The 15,118-nt window shown below is 53.5% G+C and carries 16 protein-coding genes and 1 tRNA gene; 7 read left to right on the top strand and 10 right to left on the bottom strand.

Annotation, left to right across the window (positions count from 1 at the left end):
* The first annotated feature begins 215 nt into the window (after positions 1-215).
* A complete protein-coding gene (locus A8B84_RS21370) occupies positions 216-710 on the top strand; it encodes a MarR family winged helix-turn-helix transcriptional regulator (protein ID WP_082905204.1) in 495 nt (164 codons plus the stop codon).
* 490 nt (positions 711-1,200) lie between these two features.
* The gene (locus tag A8B84_RS16950) at positions 1,201-1,779 is read left to right on the top strand and encodes a hypothetical protein (protein WP_064227520.1); all 579 of its coding nucleotides are present in this window, start codon (positions 1,201-1,203) and stop codon (positions 1,777-1,779) included.
* A gap of 253 nt (positions 1,780-2,032) precedes the next feature.
* Here A8B84_RS16950 and A8B84_RS16945 read toward each other — a convergent pair whose 3' ends face one another.
* Positions 2,033-2,545 carry a hypothetical protein gene (locus A8B84_RS16945; protein WP_064227521.1) on the bottom strand — a complete coding sequence of 171 codons (513 nt, stop codon included), beginning with the start codon at positions 2,543-2,545 and terminating at the stop codon, positions 2,033-2,035.
* Positions 2,546-3,213: 668 nt separating this feature from the next.
* Entirely contained in the window at positions 3,214-3,927 is a 714-nt protein-coding gene (locus A8B84_RS21550; RefSeq protein ID WP_138103042.1) for a hypothetical protein, read from the bottom strand.
* 1,307 nt (positions 3,928-5,234) lie between these two features.
* Between A8B84_RS21550 and A8B84_RS16935 the strand changes: the two genes are divergently transcribed.
* A complete protein-coding gene (locus tag A8B84_RS16935) occupies positions 5,235-5,567 on the top strand; it encodes a hypothetical protein (protein ID WP_064227523.1) in 333 nt (110 codons plus the stop codon).
* A 475-nt stretch (positions 5,568-6,042) separates the two neighbouring features.
* On the opposite strand, the gene A8B84_RS21545 is transcribed toward A8B84_RS16935, so the two are convergent.
* The 8 genes from A8B84_RS21545 to A8B84_RS16900 all read right to left on the bottom strand — a co-directional run bounded on the left by A8B84_RS21545 (position 6,043) and on the right by A8B84_RS16900 (position 12,285).
* Complete coding sequence (locus A8B84_RS21545) at positions 6,043-6,231, bottom strand: hypothetical protein (RefSeq protein ID WP_138103044.1); 189 nt, start codon at positions 6,229-6,231, stop codon at positions 6,043-6,045.
* Positions 6,232-6,399: 168 nt separating this feature from the next.
* Positions 6,400-6,606 (bottom strand): hypothetical protein, encoded by a 207-nt coding sequence (locus tag A8B84_RS16930; RefSeq protein WP_138103046.1) that lies wholly within the window; start codon positions 6,604-6,606, stop codon positions 6,400-6,402.
* 176 nt (positions 6,607-6,782) lie between these two features.
* Entirely contained in the window at positions 6,783-7,082 is a 300-nt protein-coding gene (locus A8B84_RS16925) for a hypothetical protein (RefSeq protein ID WP_064227525.1), read from the bottom strand.
* A gap of 149 nt (positions 7,083-7,231) precedes the next feature.
* A complete protein-coding gene (locus tag A8B84_RS16920) occupies positions 7,232-8,236 on the bottom strand; it encodes a tyrosine-type recombinase/integrase (RefSeq protein ID WP_064227526.1) in 1,005 nt (334 codons plus the stop codon).
* Positions 8,237-8,495: 259 nt separating this feature from the next.
* A tRNA-Phe gene (locus tag A8B84_RS16915) sits at positions 8,496-8,571 on the bottom strand.
* Positions 8,572-8,692: 121 nt separating this feature from the next.
* The gene (locus A8B84_RS16910) at positions 8,693-8,965 is read right to left on the bottom strand and encodes an oxidative damage protection protein (RefSeq protein WP_008169302.1); all 273 of its coding nucleotides are present in this window, start codon (positions 8,963-8,965) and stop codon (positions 8,693-8,695) included.
* A gap of 75 nt (positions 8,966-9,040) precedes the next feature.
* Positions 9,041-10,108 (bottom strand): A/G-specific adenine glycosylase, encoded by a 1,068-nt coding sequence (gene mutY, locus A8B84_RS16905; protein WP_064227527.1) that lies wholly within the window; start codon positions 10,106-10,108, stop codon positions 9,041-9,043.
* Positions 10,108-12,285 (bottom strand): AsmA family protein, encoded by a 2,178-nt coding sequence (locus A8B84_RS16900; protein WP_064227528.1) that lies wholly within the window; start codon positions 12,283-12,285, stop codon positions 10,108-10,110. The genes mutY and A8B84_RS16900 overlap by 1 nt, the downstream gene beginning before the upstream one ends.
* Positions 12,286-12,477: 192 nt before the next feature.
* On the opposite strand from A8B84_RS16900, the gene A8B84_RS16895 reads away from it, so the two are divergent.
* The 4 genes from A8B84_RS16895 (at position 12,478) to hisA (ending at position 15,115) form a co-directional block, all read left to right on the top strand.
* Positions 12,478-12,939 (top strand): SRPBCC family protein, encoded by a 462-nt coding sequence (locus A8B84_RS16895; protein ID WP_064227529.1) that lies wholly within the window; start codon positions 12,478-12,480, stop codon positions 12,937-12,939.
* Positions 12,940-13,077: 138 nt separating this feature from the next.
* Complete coding sequence (gene hisB, locus A8B84_RS16890) at positions 13,078-13,671, top strand: imidazoleglycerol-phosphate dehydratase HisB (protein WP_014578250.1); 594 nt, start codon at positions 13,078-13,080, stop codon at positions 13,669-13,671.
* Between the two features lie 71 nt (positions 13,672-13,742).
* Positions 13,743-14,384 (top strand): imidazole glycerol phosphate synthase subunit HisH, encoded by a 642-nt coding sequence (gene hisH / locus A8B84_RS16885; protein WP_064227530.1) that lies wholly within the window; start codon positions 13,743-13,745, stop codon positions 14,382-14,384.
* Positions 14,378-15,115 carry a 1-(5-phosphoribosyl)-5-[(5-phosphoribosylamino)methylideneamino]imidazole-4-carboxamide isomerase gene (hisA, locus tag A8B84_RS16880; RefSeq protein ID WP_064227531.1) on the top strand — a complete coding sequence of 246 codons (738 nt, stop codon included), beginning with the start codon at positions 14,378-14,380 and terminating at the stop codon, positions 15,113-15,115. Before hisH ends, hisA begins: the two co-directional genes overlap by 7 nt.
* Positions 15,116-15,118: the final 3 nt, after the last annotated feature.

Here is a 15,118-nt window from a genome sequence, read left to right as displayed (position 1 = left end):
GACATTACTAGGGAGCAGTTGGATTAAAGACTGGGGGCAGGTCATTCCAAGCTCGAATCCGATCAATCTAGTGGGCGGAGCCTTTCGTCGAAGAGGCTCTAATTACTTGCAGAGGCTTTGGCGAAATCGTCGCCGCCCAAGACATTTACCATTGCAATCTGATTAGATAGCGATATTCTCGGCAAGACATACTCCAAACAGGATCTCACAGAAGGATGAACTCCCCACGGCGCGCACTCGAAGACGATCCTCTGCGACTGGACCGTCAGCTTTGTTTCCCTCTCTATGCTGCAACAAATTTGCTGGCACGAGTCTATCGACCATTGCTCGAACCCCTTGGCTTAACTTATTCGCAGTATCTCGCCATGTTGGTGTTGTGGGAGCGTTCGCCTATGAGTGTTGGTGATCTTGGTGATTGCCTTTACTTGGAGAATGGGACTTTGACTCCACTACTTAAGCGAATGGAGCGAGGAGGCTTTATTACCCGTCGCCGCGATCCCGAGGACGAGCGGCGAGTCCTTATAACGCTGACGGCGCATGGGCTAGATCTCCGCTCTGACGCAAAGGCCGTTCCAGAGAGGCTTTCTCGTCGATTGGATTTGGATGAGAGTGCTATTGTAGAGCTACGAGATTCTGTAAAGTCACTTGTGAGGATATTGTCCAGTCAGAAAAACTCCGCATCATCGACTCGCTCTCATTCCGCCATCTAGATCAAATACATCCAGTCCAGTTTTCGATAGGCGAGTCGGGGTAGAACTCGGGTTATAGAAATTGGATTGTGATACGGGGGGTATCAGCGTCGCCTGTATCGGTTTTGCGAAAAAGCGATTTATCATTTCCGGCTCTTGAGTGAGATCCTCGTCCTTGCGGTCTGCCACATCCCGCTGGTTGGTAAACGGCTGAAGGTTGGAGCCGAGCATGTTCCGGCCGTGCCTTCTTTCTGCAGCATGGAATTCATGACCAGCAGTGAATCACCGGCAATCAGGCGGTTTGCCCAGTCGCGTTCATGCTTGCAGAAATCAATGGCATCGCGCAGGGAGCGGTTTTCAAAAGGGGGGGGGCATGGAACATGTCGGGCTGAAAAGCTCTAGCACCTTCAAAGGTTAGGCAACGAGGGAAAATGCTTTCCACTCGGTGGTCCTTCCAAATAATCGGGATGACGTAAGTTTTGGTGACTACTGTTGATTCAGGAGTAGCGCCATGAAGATTATCGTTATACCCAAAGCGATCATTGTTCTCGCAGCCTTTATTTACACCGGCTGGTTTGCCGCTAATGCGATAGGTTATCTGTTTGGTGGTGGTATTGAAGGCGGGGTTGCATTCATACATCAGAGGATGGGCGAGTCGAATTGGTGGGGGGTGGAGCTGCTGTTGCTTCTGATCTGCATGGTGTGGTCACTGAAGCAGTTTCCGGGCAGGTACGAAGATGACGAAGAGTGGCGGCTACACATGTCGGGGGCAAGATACTCCTCAACAGCGGGCAGCCAGAGTGCGGCACTAAACGATGAAGACTTTGATGAGATCAATGCTGTAGCGAGTCAATCCGCAGCACTTGGCATTGGTCACGGTGATATGGACTCCGGCACCGAGGTGAATCCAGCAAACGGTCTGCCGATGGTGGGCGCCGTCGACATTGAAGGTAATCCCTATGGAACCGACGACCTGCATCACGATGTGCACTGTGATGGTTTGGACACGGGGGAAGGGTGCTTCGATACCTTTGACAACAGCGCGATGGACGATTTTTCTGGGGGCTTCAGTGATGATTCTTTAGTGTGATTATGGGGCCTTTTGGGATTGGACACCTGTTGGTCTGTATCAATGGGGGGAATGATCGCGGTAAGTGTGACCACACTGGTGCTATTGATTGGGTTCCGGGTCATATTCAAGCTGGCAACACTAATTGAGCGAGATCAGGAAAAGTTGGGTTGATAGAAAAGAGCTCTGCAAAAGGCCCGCCGGGATACGGGAAGGATTGCGATTCACAGAGGGCTCCGCTGGGCCACGGCGCCCAGCGGACAGATAGAAAGCTTTAGCCTTTAAGGTCTTCAAGTACAGCCAGACAGCCGCGGACTACGAGCTGGCTGATGAAGACAGAAAATGGGTACTCTCCACCAGGTTGCATTTTCTTTTCTAGGTCATACGCATGCATGATTGTTTCGTAGCTATGAGACGGAAGGTCAAAGCTGATTTTTTTGAGATCGTCCTCTTGAAGGAGGTGGGCGACAAGAGTTGAGGCCCTGGCGATTTTGTCATTGCTACCGGCTGACCTTGGGGTTGCAATCCCGTAATCCAAAGCGAAATTCCCGTATGTAATTTCGCTTCCTAAGCGCAAGACTGCGCGATAGAACGGTTGTGCGATGATATCAGCCCGTTGAAAGCGCATGTGCCATTGCAGTTGGTTAAATGTCATGATCCGTCCCTCAGCAAGCAACTCCAGGGTTTTCCACAAGAGCTCAAGTGTTACTGGATTTTCCCCGAGTCGTGAATCTGCGCACCATTGTGCTATAGCCTTCTTACAATTTGTTTTGTCTTCCGACAGCATAATGCTTCTCCAGTAGATCGCTTATAAAATGGCATTGATTTATGACTTAAGTTTCGACGACGGTGCGGAAATGATGCCTTTGGAACCGCTTCCTGTTGTCAACTATGCTACGGAGTTCGGAAATTTAGAGAAGGAATATATTCGGTGGTTACAGCGAGATCTGGTAGTTTTTTCCTGGCGAAGGATTTAAGAGCGATGGGCAGAAGACCATCAGGCGCAACAGCGCGGTCATGTTTGACTGAATGAAACTCATGACTTGTCATTGTACTTTTAATTCCGAGATTCCGTCTTCCTGCGATAGGTATCTCTGAATTTATATCTAATTAGACTATAAATGCCGAGACAGCCGAGAGCGCAGGCGCCAATGAATATTGCCAAAGCTGCAAGGGCGTATATTTCCATTTTCAAAAGCCTTGATATAGGTCCGTTGATAAAGCGTCGCCAGTTCGATGTTTTCGAACAGCGCCAAGCGGAAGCTTGATATTAGCGCCTCCGCCTGGTGCGATTTCGAGCAGCCATCTGTTAGCGTTGTTTATCAATCCATCTCTGTGGTTGCTGTTTGCTTCACAACTTACGGCAGGGCGCTATTCAGGAACCCGGTTTTTAGTGAGATAGTTATTTTAAATGGCCGCATGGCGTGCGCAGATACTCCGGGACGCAGATGGATTTCAATCTCTTTTTATAGATGCCAGCGCAACGGTTTCTTTTCGACCTTTTCTTACCCAGAATTGCTTTTCAGGAATGAAGTTAAGAGAATCCTCAGGGTGACCTGAATGGATGGCAGTTTTTCGCATTGATCGGAAAATCGAGGCACGTTGTTTTCGGATTCCATTGAAGCCTGGATAGGTCATTAGTCTACCTGTTAAAAGTCTGGCGCGTTTGAGATCTCGGAGTCGGACAGCCTGTATGCAATCCTCTCGCATGGCTTTATAAAATTCCTGGTTGAAGAACCAGGACCAAGAACCCTTGTCCCGACCACCTCCCCGCATTCCTGACTCCCTTCTGAGGATCAGGTTGCCGTATCTCAGCGGCTGGCCAGCCTTCGCCTCTGCCATCCTTTCATGTATGTGTATCGGGCCAGAGCCTTTTGTTGCGAGTAACATGAAATGGACTACTTCAACGCGATTAGGCGGTGGCTGGAGGTGGTGTTGTGTGTGAAACAGAATCAGTCTACTTCGGGCAAGCCCGCGTCTACGTTTACGGTCGAAGTCGTTTTTGTTATCGAGAATGCCATAACGGTGGCTGAACTTTTCGATGAGCTTCGGTGTTTTTCCAGTAGGAAGAGTCCCCGCTATATACGTGCAAAAACCGTGCGATACATAGTGACTAACGGTTGACAGGAAAGATTTACGTGATACGTGAACAGGGAAGTTTTCATGCATATTATGGCCTCATACAGTTGCAATGCAAACAAACTACGAAACCTGCGAAATTACAGTGTGAACCGCAGTGCCTGCGGTTCACACTAAAAAGAGATTCCAGTTTTTCGTCTTGTAAATTCACGGCGAACGTAGCTATGGGGAGTTGTAGGTGATGCGGCACGCAGCAGCGTGCTAGCCGCGGGCGGTCTGGCCTGATGCTGATTCGATACTGGAGTCAGTATCAGGCCAGGCCGCCAACCTGCCACTGCTGTTGCACGAGTATGTGTACGGTCAGACTGCCATCTGACCAGCTCCGGAACTGCTAAGCCGGAGCAAGACGCTGCCGAAGCCGGATGCCCGTAATGGGGCTCGTCCGGCTACGACGGGCGCTCCGAGGTGAAACTCCTCGGTTCGACCCAATCCGCACGTTTCGTGTGAGGTTGGGCGACGTGAAAACGGGAGCCGTGGTGACACGGTAAACCCTGGTATTGTCGAAGTGGTGAAAATCCGCATTTGGGGGTGCCCGAAAGGGTATTACCAAATCTCCGCTGGTGGGCTGCTGGGGATGTCGAGAGGCATCAGGGGTATGAGGCGAAAGCTGGAATACCTGGTACTGCCCGGGGCAACCTGGACAGATCGCTGGATAGCTCAAGCCAGTAATTGCGCCGGAAGACGGCGCATCGGAGTAAGAGAAGTGCGAGCCAGTCGCCACCACTGAAGTGGGTGGTAAACAGACACTGGAAGCCGGCATTGCGAGTAGGGGAGCTGCTTTGGAATCTCGGGCCCCTGAAATCTGAAATGAGAGGCCGATACGGCCTAGCAATGCGGTGAGGTAACTGGCGGTATGATCGACGGCAATATCTAACACGGGAACCGGACTGAACTGCTGTTTGGGTGGCACCAAAAGCGAGAGTTCAGAGCGGGGGAGACTGGCTAAGTAGGGTTCGAGCAAGCTGGCTGATCTGTTTCAGGTCGGGTTGCGAATGTGGATCCGGGTGGCACCGGATTTCCCGAAAGGCTGGGGTAAGCGTCGAAGATAGCATGGAGCTTGGCGGCTCCTGGCAAAAAGGTAACCGTATCTGAGTGGCATCAGAGATCGGTTTGACGCAACCGGTTGGCTCCGGTTTTGGTCACGGCTGTGATAACAGAGTTCTAATCGTGTCCGCAGAGGCGTGTCCGCGCGTTTTCTGATCGCGATCACGCCTCGGCGTCAAAACAGCAACTGAGGTTGTTGTTGATTGCCCAGCCTGCCCTTTAGGGCAGGCTGGGCTTCCTAATATTGAATTTTTCGTAAGGTGGGCACTTCGGCGTAATTCGGGAGGTGCAGGGTGAGTATTGATTATATCGTAGACGCGCAAGGCCGGATCCAATATACCTCATCAGGCCTTGAAAAATTCAGGCTCGTGTTTTTGGAACATGGTATTGATATCAATAGGATCAATTCTTTGAATGATCATAGAGAGGCTCTCTATTTCTGCTTAGATGAAACGCTTTTCGAACCCAATGGAAATGGTCTGAGTGCAGAGGATAGAAGTATCCTGATATCTGTTATGTCGAATCCGGATAATGACGAAGTTGAAGCCGTTATGCGTGATCATCACGCTGATCTCCGACGTTCAGAGTTTCGATTGATTGTTTTTGATGAGGGAGAGGATTGTTAATAAAAATATTAGGGTGCTTGGGAGGATGTTTTCTAATTTATATGTCTGACTTATTGCTAGCATAAGGTATTTGGTATTCAAAAAACCTCTCCGGTTATCAAGTAAAATTCTGGAAGAGATTAATGATGTAAGGTGGACTCCGAGATATTGCGGAAGAGTATTTTTTAAGTTTTCTAATCCATTGTGGTATGCGCTTGAAATGGATTAGATGGTTAAAACTTATGCCCTGGATTTGGCCAACAATAATTTGGAAACGCCCATTGGTCACACGGTTGTTCTCCGGAAGATGGAGTGAGATCTTTTGGCAGTCATTTAAATTTAGTCAGTGAGATTGTATTTGGGGTGCCGAAAGCCCTGAAAAGGTTTTCAATGAGTGGGCAAAAGATGCAGGTGCTCACTCTGTTTTGATGGTTCCAGAGGCGACTCATATAGCTATAGGTCGAGTCTTGGTGCCCGAATTAAAACATCCGGCATATTATGATTTGTTGTTTCTTTCCGGACCGTTAACGATATGAAGCTGATCAATAACCGGAGTCATACCAATGATCTGAAGTACATCCTGGTTGGCATTCTCCATCGAGAGGGTCGGAAGAATATGGGCGCCGAAGGTGCTTGTCGACTGGGCGGAGTTCAGGTGCACTACTGTAGGTGTTGTGAATGTCACCTGTTTGGCTTCCCCACTATGAGGCATTTCCACCTGGCAAACTGCATCAATGGACGTGGTTTCCTAGTGGTTCGCAGTTGGGTGGTAATAGTTGTTGGCGTAGGTCGAGCTCTAGCCACCTTCTCTTTCGTCAACTTCAATGTATTGCCAGTATCCCGCGTCGCAAGGTCATGAAACGTCATCGATATTCATAGCACCAAAATGCGAGGCGTCATGCATGGAAGAAATCAGCCCCTTCATGATCATCGCATCTGGCAGCGCTTCACCGGCAACTGTTTCGGCCAGGAATTCGAAAACTCGTTCTTCCGATACTAGGTTCACCGTTTGCGGCTTGATGGGCTCACCTTTGCTGGCACAACCTACCAGCGCGGCCATAGAAACACCCAGAACACTGACTTTCATAATGAAAGCTGGGCTTTCACCCCAAACGCAGAAGGAGAAGGCTATTCCTTCTCCTTGGCGATCATATAAAGAACGGCTCCCACGAATCCCACGACTATCAATGCTCCCGCAACTATCAACATAGGGTGAATCACGATCTACCTCATCGTTCAGAAGGCTTTTTGCCGGTTGCACCAATCTTTGATGTCGTTTGGATACCATCTACGACTACCCATGCCCTTCTTGGAGGGCAGTCGGAACCCTTTGGGGAAGCCCGGCATGTAGTAATAGTTTTTCATCACACTCGCCTCACTGACCTGTAGAAAATTGGCTACGTCTGCTGGAGTCCAGAGTCGCTCCTCCGAGACTGACTCAGTCTTCTCCAGCAGCTTTTCCAGTAGTTGCGTTAGTTGCATTAATTTCTGGGGGATGGCGTTAGTATCCGCTTCGAACTCTGCGATCTCGAACATTTTATCCTCCTCGACGTATCGATTCGAGGAGGGTACGGATCACGGAGTTTTAGACTGGGGGGCAATTGCCTGAATAACTCCATCGCCTTTAGTCGCGGTTAGTAACGCGAAATACTAATTTCTACTAAAGGGGTTTGGTGGGCTTCAGGCTAGTCGAGTTTTTGCACCAAATCGGACGGATCGGGTGCGTAGTAAACCGACTGCAGAATTTTCAGATCCTGATGACCAGAAATTTTGGCCAGCTCCATCGGCCCAAACTTTTGCGACATTCGTGTTAGGGCCGTTCTGCGGGTGTCGTGAAAGTTGATGCCGTCAAGGCCTGCCTTCTTCATTATTTTCCGTGAGAGCGCGTCTCGTTGCCTGGCAGTTACGCTAAATACTGTTGGCGTGCCCTTGGTGTAATCTATTACATGGTTGAGGATCTTGATGGCTTTTGTCGATAGTGGAACCCACCTTGGTACACCTGTTTTGGTTTCAGGGATATAAACCACGCGTTTGTTGAAATCGATATCTGTTTTTCTCATTTTGCAGATTTCGCCACCCCGCATCGCAGTCTCTGAGGCAAATAGAAACATGGCGCCAACCCGGCTGAGGACGGTTGTCGGTGGTGCTGTGAAACTGAAGCCGCTGGCCTCGAGGTAGGCGTCGATTTCGGCATCAGTAATGACTCGGTCTCGCGGTTTATTCTCGGGTGGTCGTGAAACCCCGGCCATCGGGTGTTCTTTGAGCCACTGCCATTCCCGCCAGGCGAGCTTGCAGGCGTGTGTCAGAAGATTGAACTCTCGATTCACGCTCGAACCGGAAACTTCCTTCAAGCGCTTGTCACGCCACGCTGAGAAATGCCTGGGGCCAATGTCTGATAGTTTTACGTCGGCCAGCCACGGATCCCGCATCATTTGATTCAAGCGGATCACCTCCCATCTTGCCCCTCGTTTTCTGGGGGAGACGTCATCCCGGTAGCGCTCCAGTATGTGGTACATGGTCGCACTGGGTGGTGCTGCGCCTGTGTCGTGGTGGCCCTGTTCGATTTCGTATTCGATCTGATTCGACCAGGCAACGGCTTCTCGCTTGGCTCGAAAAGTTTTGGAGCACCGGATACCTTTTTTGAAAACATCCGCTCGCCAACCGGTGGCGGTTTTCTTGAAGCTAGCCACTGATATTCCTCCATGCATCGGAAAACTCGAATGCGACGGGCCAGTGGTTGGGCTCGTGCGCCCAAAAATTACGGTCGGAGGAATATTAGGAAGCGGAAGGTGTAGTCGTGATGTTGTCGTGACTGGTTTTACCGGATTTTTCTAAATTTAGGAAAATCAAAGGGTTAAGAGAAGCAAGAAAAATGGCAATCACGACAGGTCAAGATGTCGATTTTGTCTTTTAAATCAGGTGGTTGTGTTGTTTCTAGGAGGGCAAAAATGGTGCCCGGAGGCGGAATCGAACCACCGACACGGGGATTTTCAATCCCCTGCTCTACCAACTGAGCTATCCGGGCATGTTGCGCTACTGCTGTGCAACGGGGCGCTATTAAACCGGTTTCGCTGTTTTGAGTCAAGGCTGAGCCGGAAAAATTTCTGAATCTTTTCAGGCATGCTCAGGCTTTGATCAATCCGGGGTTATTGTTCCGGTGGAACGTAGCCTTCGGCCTTGTCGAACGGTTCGTTGTTGAAGAAATGTTCCATCTGCGCCTGCAGGTACTTGCGGGTGTTCGGGTCCATCAGGCTCAGGTGTTTCTCGTTGATCAGCATGGTCTGCTGGGCCTGCCATTCTTCCCAGGCCTGCTTCGAAATATTTTCGAAAATGTCCTGGCCCTTGGCGCCGGGCATGGGCGGGAAATCCAGGCCTTCCAGTTCTTTCTGGTATTTGCGGCAGAAAACGGTACGGCTCATGGTGGCTCCTGTTGGCAAATGTTGCTGGCGGAGATGATAACAGATCGTTGCGGTTTAGGGCGCTAGCGGACCGGATCAAAGCAGGGCGGCTTGCTCCGGTTCGGTTAGCAGCGAACGGATCGGCGCCGGCAGGCCGAGGTTCAGGGCTTCATGGCGATGGAGCCATTTCAGGTGATCCCTGTCCGCAACGGTGTTGATGCCGCCGGTGACGTTCAGGCGAGCCGGCTGTATGTGGAGATGGTAATGGGAGAAGGTATGTCGAAAGCCGCTGATCAGCTCCGGCTCTGCGCAAGCCAGCCCCAGGTTCCGTTCACAGGCTTCCTGAAGCTCGTCGGCCCCATAGGCCGGGTCCAGTTCCGGCAGGCTCCAGAGGCCGCCCCAGATGCCGCTGGGCGGGCGACGTTCCAGCAGGATGCGCCCCTCGCCGTCCTCGAGAATTACCATCCAGGTGGTTTTCTCCGGCTTGGCCTTTTTCGGTTTGGAGCCGGGGTAGAGTGAGGTTTCCCCCTGGGCGTAGGCCTTGCAGCCCTCTTGCAGCGGGCAGCTGTCACAGGCCGGCCGGCTGCGGGTACACACCATGGCGCCCAGATCCATAATGCCCTGGGTGTAGTCGCGCACCCGTTGTTCCGGAGTATGCTCCTCGGCCCGTTGCCAGAGTTGGTTGAGCACGGCGGTCTGTCCCGGCCAGCCGGGGATGGCATGGTAGCGGGCCAGCACACGCTTCACGTTGCCGTCCAGAATGGCGGCGCGAATGCCGAAGGCCTGGGCCAGAATGGCGGCGGCTGTGGAGCGGCCGATTCCGGTCAGGGTTTCAAGCTCTTCCTGAGTCTGTGGAAATTCACCACCAAAATCGCGAACCACCGTTTGCGCGGCTTTCTGCAGGTTGCGGGCCCGGGCGTAGTAACCAAGGCCAGACCAGTGGCTGAGTACATCATCCACGGGGGCTTCGGCCAGGGCATGGACGTCGGGGAAACGTTCCATGAAGGCTTCGAAGTAGGGGATAACGGTGGTTACCTGGGTCTGCTGCAACATGATTTCCGAAACCCATACCCGGTAGGCGTTCCGGTTGTGGTGCCACGGCAGGTCATGCCGGCCGTGGTTGTCGTACCATTGCAGCAGTTTTTCGGCGAAACGGTCGGGCATCAGTTGAACAGACCCTTGAGCTTGTCGCCGATCTGCTCCTGGACCTTTTCTTTCACCTTTTCCTCTGCCTTGGTCTTTGCCTTGTCGACTTCTTCTCGAGCTTTGGCCTTGGCGGCGTTTTCCGCGATGGTTTTCAGGGTGTCCCGGAAGCGGGATCCATCGAAAGAACATAGGCCGGCCGGGTCCTCGGCGAAGTTGCCCCGACACTCCACAGGAATTACCGCATTTTCGACGTATTCGGTGACACGGCAGGCGTTGTCCCTGTGGATCTCGCCCACGACTCTCAGGCCCACCTCATAGTCCAGCTGGCTCTGGGCCATATCGACGGTGCCATTACCCTCAAGGCGCATGCCGGCCAGTGCCGCCACCAGATCGGTGTTGTTCAGGGTGTTACCGTTGATGTCGAGAGTGCCACGCATGTCGTTGAACGGTGTGCTGGTGCCCCAGTCTGTGGTTGTCAGATCTTCCTGGTTGACCAGGGCGATGCCCTGACAGGCCATGCGGGTCAGGTTCATCTGGCGGAACTCGCCCTCTGCCAGGTTGAAGCTGATCTGGCCGTCAGCATTGCTGCGCAGGGCCGAGATGCGGTTGCCGGTGGTGGTGGCGTTCACCTTGAGGTTTGCGCCGCCGGCGAGCATCTCCACCTCCGCCAGATCGGTGAGCAGGGGCAGGGTCTGTACGTTGGTGACGTCTGAACCCACGGTCCATTTCGGATTATCGCTGCGGGCGTCGATGGTCACGTTGGCGCCAAAGCTGCCCTCGTAGAGTTTGCCGCTGAACTCGTCAACCTTTAGCAGTCCGTTTTTCGCCGTGGTGCTGGCCTTGATTTCGTTGATGGTCAGGTTGCTGACGATCAGTTGGCCGAGGCCCAGATCAATATCCAGCAACAGGCTGCGAATGGTCTCCAGGGGCAGCAGATCGCCCTCCGGGCCGGCAGCAGCAGTTTCCTGGGATGCGGGTGCCTCCTCGGCTTCTCCCTCTGTTTCTCCTTCTGCCTGGGGTGGCAGGTAACGGTCGGCATTCAACTGGTCGCCCTGCAGATTGAAGACGATGCCTGAGTCGGCCAGGTCGTAGCTGCCGGAGCCATTGAAAGTGGTGTCATCCAGTTTGATGGTCAGGTCGGTGAGTTCCACCTTTCCGGCCGGGCCGCCAATGCCGGTGGAGAACGCGATAGCTTCCAGCACGTCCGGATCGCTGGTTTCAACCGCGGGCTGGCCGAGGTTGTTCAGCAGACCTTTCAGCGAGAACTCGGCGATGGACAATTCGCCACTCAGGGTTGGCTTGTCGCCGAATCCGGTAACATTCAGGTCGGTAGACAGGTTCAGATTGGCAAGGCTGGCAGTAAAGCCGCTCAGGTTAGCTGTCTCGTTTTCCAGGTTCGCCCTGGCCGAGCCCTCAAGTTCAGCCGTGACTTCCTTGCCACCAAAGGGTTCGCCGGTCATGTCGAACACGGCATTCAGACCGGATACGGCGAACTCGTTGAGCGCCTCGTTGGCGGCGAGGCGGGCGCTGATATTGCCATCCACTTCAAACGTGGGCTGAGTGGTGGCTACCCGGAACCCGATCTCCAGCGGGAACTCGGAGCCCAGAGTTATGTTGCTGGCGTTGACGGTGAAGTTCTCCAGCGTGACGGACTGGCCGGTGCTCTTGTCGGTGTAGTGCACCTGGGCATTGCTGATCTGAACGTTTTCAACGTTGAAGTTCAGAGGTTCGCCGCCTGCGCCCTCGCTATCCTGTGCCTGCTCATCCTGCGTCCCGGCTGTCTCCTCCGTTGCCGCCCCGGCTGGCTTCTCGGGCATGATCCGGTTCCAGTTGCCCTCGCCCTGTTCGTTTACTTCAAGACGGGCATCCAGCCCGTCCAGCACGAAGGTATTTACCCGCGGCGACATGGCAACCAAAGACCAGAAATCGATCTGGGCAACCAGCTGCTCCAGGGCCACAAAACGATCACCTTCAAGTGTGGCCTCTACGGAATTCAGCTCCAGACCCAGCGGGATAAAAGACCAGCCAATGTCGCCTTCCAGCATCAGATCCAGGTTCGTTGTATCCTCAACGGCCTGTTCAATCTGGGGCTTGTAGTCGTTGGGGTTGATCACGGCCATGGCAATGGCAACGGCGGCCACTGCAAGAACGACCAGTGCAACGACGGCAATCAGCACATAACGGACGGCTTTCATATTTCAGGCTTCCTTCCTAATGTTGGGAGCTTGCAGTATTCGCGGCGAATACTGACGCCAATGACCCAAAGGATAACGCAGGGTTAACAAATTAACAGCGAGGAGTATGACAATGCGGTAGTGTTGGGCCAAAATACACCCCCTTAAATTTCCGACTACATTGATACCTATAAACACAAGAAGGAGTTGGCCGTGGCTATTACCGTTTCGATTGAGCTGAACCGGGAACTTGAAATTCCGGGAAGCTATGATGAAGTGTTTGATCTGCTGGCGGATGTGCCACGTTCAGCCAGTCATTTCCCGAAAGTCCACAAACTGACCGATCTTGGCGACAACGCTTATCGCTGGGAAATGGAAAAAGTCGGCGTCGACAAGCACGCGATCCAGTCGATCTATGCCTGCAAGTACCATTCGGACAAGGAGGCCGGGCGGATTACCTGGGAGCCGGTAAAAGGTGAGGGCAACGGGGTTGTGAGCGGTTCCTGGACCATCAAATCCAAGGGTGACAATGCCACTGCCGTGAAGTTCCAGACCAGTGCCGAGTTGACTGTGCCCCTGCCCAGCCTGCTCAAACTGGCCATCAGCCCGGTCATCAAACACGAGTTCAACAGTCTCGTGGATACTTACATGAACAATCTCAAGAAGGCCTTCTGAGGATTCTTCGCTTGCCGTTCAACCGGACTTCGCTATCGTAGCGATTAAACCGGTTGTGGGACTCCAGCGGACATAAAAGGTATAATCGCCGGATAGAATTTTTCCGGCGCTATGCCGCTCAATTGTCACGGAGTCCCCATGGCCGAACGTAAGGCTCGGGTAGAAAGAAATACCCTTGAAACCCAGATCACCGTTGAGATTGATCTCGACGGCACCGGCAAATCCAGTTTCGACACAGGCGTGCCCTTTCTGGAGCACATGATGGATCAGATTGCCCGTCATGGTCTGGTGGATCTGAACATCGTTTCCAGGGGCGATCTGCACATTGACGATCACCACACCGTGGAAGATATCGGTATCACCCTTGGCCAGGCCTTCAAACAGGCCGTTGGCGACAAGAAGGGCATCCGCCGATACGGTCATGCCTACGTGCCGCTGGATGAAGCTCTCTCCCGGGTGGTTATCGACCTGTCCGGCCGCCCTGGCCTGATGATGGATGTCCCATACACCCGCGGTGCCGTGGGCGGTTTTGACGTTGACCTGTTCGAGGAGTTCTTCCACGGTTTCGTGAATCACTCCATGGTGACCCTGCACATCGACAATCTGAAGGGCAAGAACACCCACCACCAGATTGAAACCGTGTTCAAGGCCTTTGGCCGTGCCCTGCGCATGGCGATTGAAATGGACGAGCGCATGGCCGGCATTACGCCGTCCACCAAAGGCTCTCTGTAAAAGACTCGTCGCCAGAAGGCTCGCTTTAGCCGGTCACTTGTGGCCGGTCAATCAAGGACACCGCAACAACCATGAAAACCGTTGCCATAATCGACTACGGCATGGGTAACCTTCACTCAGCCAAAAAAGCGGTAGAGCACGTTGCCCCGGACACCATCGTACTGGTCACCGACAACGCCGAAAAAATTCGTGAAGCAGACCGTGTCATCCTCCCCGGCGTTGGCGCCATCCGCGACTGCATGGCAGAAATGCATCGCCTTGGAGTGGTGGACCTGGTCCGCGAGGTCTCCCAGGACCGCCCGTTTCTTGGCATCTGCGTAGGCATGCAGGCACTGATGTCCCGCAGTGAAGAAAACGGCGGCGTCGACTGTATCGGCCTGTTCCCTTCGCAAGTGCGCTATTTCGGTGATCACCTCACGGAAAACGGCGAGCGCCTGAAAGTGCCCCACATGGGCTGGAATCAGGTACAGCAGACCATTGATCATCCCTTGTGGCATAACATTCCCGAGGGGGACCGTTTCTACTTCGTGCACAGTTACTACGCAGAGGCCGAGGGCAACGCTGATATGGCGGGCCGCACCCGCTATGGTGTAGACCTTGCGGCAGCGGTGGCACGAGACAATATTTTTGCGGTGCAATTCCACCCGGAAAAAAGTGCCCGGGCGGGCTTGCAGTTGCTTGAGAATTTTACGAACTGGACTGGAAAATGCTGATAATTCCCGCGATCGATTTGAAAGACGGCAAATGCGTACGGCTTCGTCAGGGCCGCATGGACGACTCGACGGTGTTTGGTGACGACCCTGTCGATATGGCCACCCGCTGGGTGGAAGCCGGCGCCCGTCGCCTGCACCTGGTTGACCTGAACGGCGCCTTTGCCGGCGAGCCGGTCAACGGGGAAATCGTTCAGGCCATTGCCCGCAAGTACCCGGATCTGCCGATCCAGATTGGTGGTGGTATCCGCTCAGCAGAAACCATCGAGGCCTATCTGAAGGCCGGCGTGCAGTGGGTCATCATTGGCACCAAGGCGGTGAAAGAGCCGGAATTCGTAACCGAGATGTGCAAGAAATTCCCCGGCCACATCATCGTTGGCCTGGACGCCAAAGACGGCCGTGTCGCCACTGATGGCTGGGCGGAGGTCTCGGAAGTGATGGCCACTGATCTAGCTAAACGGTTCGCCAACGACGGCGTGGACGCCATTGTTTACACCGACATCAGCCGCGACGGCATGATGCAGGGCGTAAACGTTGAGGCCACTGCGGCACTGGCCGAAGAAGGGGGAATCCCCGTTATCGCCTCCGGCGGTGTCACCAATATGGATGATCTCAAGCGCCTGGCTACCGTGGCGGACAAGGGTATCCTGGGTGCCATCACCGGCCGGGCTATCTATGAGGGTACCCTGGATGTGGCGGAAGCCCAGGCTTTCTGCGACAGTTTGAAGGGATAAGGA

The sequence above is a fragment of the Marinobacter sp. EhC06 genome, from assembly GCF_001650915.1.
Taxonomy (GTDB): domain Bacteria; phylum Pseudomonadota; class Gammaproteobacteria; order Pseudomonadales; family Oleiphilaceae; genus Marinobacter.
Note: the sequence above shows the minus strand (reverse complement) of the source record. Positions and strands in the feature narration are given on the sequence as shown.